The sequence below is a fragment of the Streptomyces sp. UW30 genome (genome assembly GCF_008042075.1).
Lineage (GTDB): Bacteria > Actinomycetota > Actinomycetes > Streptomycetales > Streptomycetaceae > Streptomyces.
On the sequence record NZ_RDBN01000051.1, the window covers coordinates 4,550 to 8,099 of the forward strand.

Annotated in this window: 4 protein-coding genes and 1 pseudogene; 3 read left to right on the plus strand and 2 right to left on the minus strand. The window is 65.6% G+C overall.

The window, feature by feature from the left end; genetic code table 11:
* Together EAO75_RS46765 and EAO75_RS33960 are read left to right on the plus strand one after the other, a co-directional pair.
* A partial coding sequence (locus EAO75_RS46765) for a hypothetical protein (RefSeq protein WP_222724011.1) occupies positions 1-183 on the plus strand: 183 nt, incomplete at its 5' end.
* Positions 168-1,024, plus strand: a pseudogene (locus tag EAO75_RS33960) (IS5 family transposase). The gene EAO75_RS46765 and the pseudogene EAO75_RS33960, both read left to right, overlap by 16 nt.
* Positions 1,025-1,042: 18 nt before the next feature.
* Here the strand turns inward: EAO75_RS33960 and EAO75_RS33965 are convergent.
* Positions 1,043-1,504: a hypothetical protein gene (locus tag EAO75_RS33965; protein WP_147999015.1), complete on the minus strand. Its 462-nt coding sequence runs from the start codon at positions 1,502-1,504 to the stop codon at positions 1,043-1,045.
* 669 nt (positions 1,505-2,173) lie between these two features.
* Positions 2,174-2,722: a GNAT family N-acetyltransferase gene (locus EAO75_RS33970; RefSeq protein WP_147999020.1), complete on the minus strand. Its 549-nt coding sequence runs from the start codon at positions 2,720-2,722 to the stop codon at positions 2,174-2,176.
* Between the two features lie 566 nt (positions 2,723-3,288).
* Here EAO75_RS33970 and EAO75_RS33975 point away from each other — a divergent pair.
* Entirely contained in the window at positions 3,289-3,489 is a 201-nt protein-coding gene (locus EAO75_RS33975; protein WP_147999016.1) for a hypothetical protein, read from the plus strand.
* Positions 3,490-3,550: the final 61 nt, after the last annotated feature.

Sequence of the window (3,550 nt, forward strand, 5' to 3'; positions counted from 1 at the left end):
AAACCACTGACCGGTCCCGATGGCTATGTCTTCGCCCTCGCCTTCACCAGCGACGGCACCGGCCTGGCTGCAACCGCAGGCGACGGCACGGTATGGCTGTGGAACCAACCTGCCGAGACATCACAACTAGAGCGTGTCTCTTTGACGCTTTGGTCAGTTGATCGGATATGCCTGTCCGATTAGTGATCACTGCTGCGATGTGGGATCGGATCGAGCCGTTAATGCTGGCCAATCCGGTCCGTGGACGGCGGTGGGCCAACCACCGCCGCACGCTTGAGGCCATCGCGTGGAAGTACCGTACGTGTTCACCCTGGCGGGACCTGCCCAATGAACTCGGGTCGTTCCAGACCGCCCATAAACGCCTGATCAGATGGGCCGTTGACGGCACCTGGGAACGGATCTTCGCGGCTGTCCTGTCCGCAGCGGATGCCGGCGACGAGGTGGGCTGGACGGTCTCGGTGGACTCAACCGTCTGCCGGGCCCACCAGCACGCTGCCGGAGCCGGAAAAGGGGGCGCCAGGCCGGTCCGAACCCGACAACCACGCGCTCGGGCGCTCCCGCGGTGGTCTGAGCACGAAGGTTCGTCTCGCGAGCGACAGCCAGGCCCGGCCCCTGGCCCTTCGCATCACCACGGGCCAGGCCGGTGATGCGCTGGCCTGCGAGGCGGTCATGGCAAATCCGGGTTCCGCGAAGCGGACTCGGAAGGCCGAGAACCCGGCCAGCGGCCGTTCTCGCGGATCGCGCCTACTCATCACGTGCGATCCGTGGGCATCTCAGGCGGCGCGGGATCCGTGCCGTCATTCCGCAGCCCGCCGATCAGATCGGACACCGTCAACGGCGAGGCCCCGCAGGAGGACGCCCGCCCGGCTTCGACGCCGAGGCCTACAAGCAGCGCAATGCTGTCGAGAGATGCATCAACCGGCTGAAGCAGTGGCGCGGCCTGGCTATGCGAACGGAAAGGCTCGCCATCGCCTACCGGGCCGCACTCCACCTTGCCGGCATTCTCATCTSGGCACGGCGGTGACGATGAAGAGACGGCCTTTCAGTCGTAGAAGAAGAGCTCAAGGTCCTCTATGGACCCCGGCCCGGTGAGGAACCCCTCAGCCTTCGCGACCTCGTCTTCTGGTGGCAGGTCGCCCTTCATGAGCTGCTGCATCCAGATTTCTCCCTGCTCGCCGACCGCGTAGATGCCAGACAGCAACTCGGTCATGCCGGCAGGGTGCGGCGGGTTGCGCCCCGCGACCGGTTGGAGCACCCAGCCGCCTGACCGGGCCGCGAGCCGCAGCACCCCGGCCCAGTTCGCGATCCTCCCGATGCGTACGTGCCACGATTCCTCGGTGAACGGGGCCATCCGCCCACCATGAAGAGGGTTTGTGGCGGCGCCGATGTCCTCGATCACTTGCCGTTCCACGGCGTCACGGACCCAGCGCCCCTCCTGCGCTTCTTCGATGGCGGCCTCCCACCACTTCCACCCGCCGTTGAGTCGGTCCGCGAATGTGTCCATGTGGAGAGGCTTCCACGCACGATGCCGCAAGCATTCAGGGGCGCCGAMCAGTGGATCGAATCATCAAGGAGACAGGCGCTAGCGGGGGCAGGCTTCGCAGCCGTGCGTAGCGTGGCCGTCCGGGCCGTCCGGGCCGTTGGGACGGTACCTCCTACTGGGGCAACGTCATCCCCGGACCAAGCACCCTCAATGTGGTGCACGGCTCTCCCTCGAGCGGACGACGGTCTACCGACCGTAGTACCTCCGATGATGGCAGGCACTGGCGCTCAACCTGCCAAATCAAACGCTCAGTCACACCCGGACCTGTTGATCCGGGCTCGCTCGCGTATCCGCGGGTTCGGATGTTCAGTAAGCGCCATGTTGGCTTGATTCACGAGTCGTGACGGCGGTTGTACACGGGTTTGGGAGGCGCCCGTTTCCACGGTCGGGTGATGTTCACGAGTTTTGAAGGCAGTGAGGGGCTTGCTAGGACGGCATCGGGGGTGTTCCCGGTGAAAGGCCCTGGTCATGCCACAGATGTCGAAGGTTGAGCTGTACGCGGCGATCCGGCGGGACCACCGGGCCGGCGTGACGATGCGGGAGTTGGATCGCAAGTACACCGTTGCCTGGCGGACGGTGCGCGCTCACCTCGCTTCATCGCGATGAGTGCGGACACTGCCGAGCACGACCTCAGTCGGACAGCGCGACCGGGGACCACATGCCGAACCACTGCTCGGCGCCCCAATCCTCATACTGTTGCACCTCGGTGAACCCCAGCTTCGCCGCGAGGCGCATCGAGCGTTCGTTAGCGGTCTGGGTGGTGAGCACTACCGGCTCGCCGGGCAGCGCTCCGGCGCACCAGTCGAGTGCCGCCGCGCACGCCTCCGCGGCATACCCGTGGCCCCACATGTGCGGCAGGAACATGTAGCCGAGCTCAACCTCCGAGGCCCCGGGACGGACGTGGACCGGATGCTCTGGGTCGCGCCGGTCGAAAGTGACGATTCCGATCATCGCCCCGTCAAGATCGACCACGAAGAGGCCAGGGCGCCGCTTGGGCGCCTCGGGCACCGCACGCTCGAACTCGTCACGCTGTCGAGGGCCACCAATGTAAGTGCCCACCTCGGGCGAGGTGAACAACTCGATGACCGCCGCACGGTCGCGGGCCTCGGGCTCACGGAGCACGAGCCTCTCGGTCCTGATCGGGGCAGGTGGCCAGGCGACGGGTCCTACCTCAGTCATGCAGGCCAGCCAATCAGCCGGCTCGGTAGCGATCAAGACTCGCAGGCGATCCAACCACCTGCCCAGACACGTCCTTCTTCTCCCACATCCCCTCCAACGAGCCACAACCCGCACTGCTTCGCCCTGCGGGTTCAAGGACGGGATCTGACGCCACTTCTCGTGAACATCCACGGCCCCACCGACCACCCATCGCCACCCAAACCGACAGACAAACGCTGCTGCTTGAAGTGAACGAAGCCAGCCATGTTGACCCCCGGCAGCCGGACCCCGGAAGGGGGTCACGCATGATGCCCGGCCGCTCAAAAAGTCCGCCGCCAAATCAGGAGACATCGGCTGTGCGCCACATCTCTCCGTGACATACTCGCAGCGCGCTCCGCATCCTCCGTCGGAGCGACTCATAGACGCCGGGAAGCTCCCCCCGCGCCTATCCGGTGTGACCAGGGGGATTTTTTTTTGCACCGCACGCGCAGAGGGAGCCCTGCTTCCCAACGGGTTTCCTAGGCCACTGAGTTGGGAGGGCTCCCTGCGCGGCGTTCCAGCACATCTATCCACGAGAGGAACTCCGTATGGAGGAGAGTAACGCGAAACGCCAGCTCAGGCACCTGTTCCGCCGGGACAGGCGACGCACGGAAACCCTCCGTCACCTGCGGAAATGGATCGCGCGGCAGGGGCGAAACGCCTCTGGCAGCTTCCTGGAGGGGTTCGCCTACAAGCTGGGCAGTGGCGCGGTGACCTTGCTCATTCTGTGGTGGGAGACCCGCCACTGACACTCTGAGACACCGCACTCTGACAGCGGGCCCACCACAGAATGAGCAAGGTCACCGCGCC

Coding starts and splice junctions, on each gene's coding strand:
- EAO75_RS33965 (WP_147999015.1), bottom strand. CDS start 1,504: ATGGACACATTCGCGGACCGACTCAACGGCGGGTGGAAGTGGTGGGAG.
- EAO75_RS33970 (WP_147999020.1), bottom strand. CDS start 2,722: ATGACTGAGGTAGGACCCGTCGCCTGGCCACCTGCCCCGATCAGGACC.
- EAO75_RS33975 (WP_147999016.1), top strand. CDS start 3,289: ATGGAGGAGAGTAACGCGAAACGCCAGCTCAGGCACCTGTTCCGCCGG.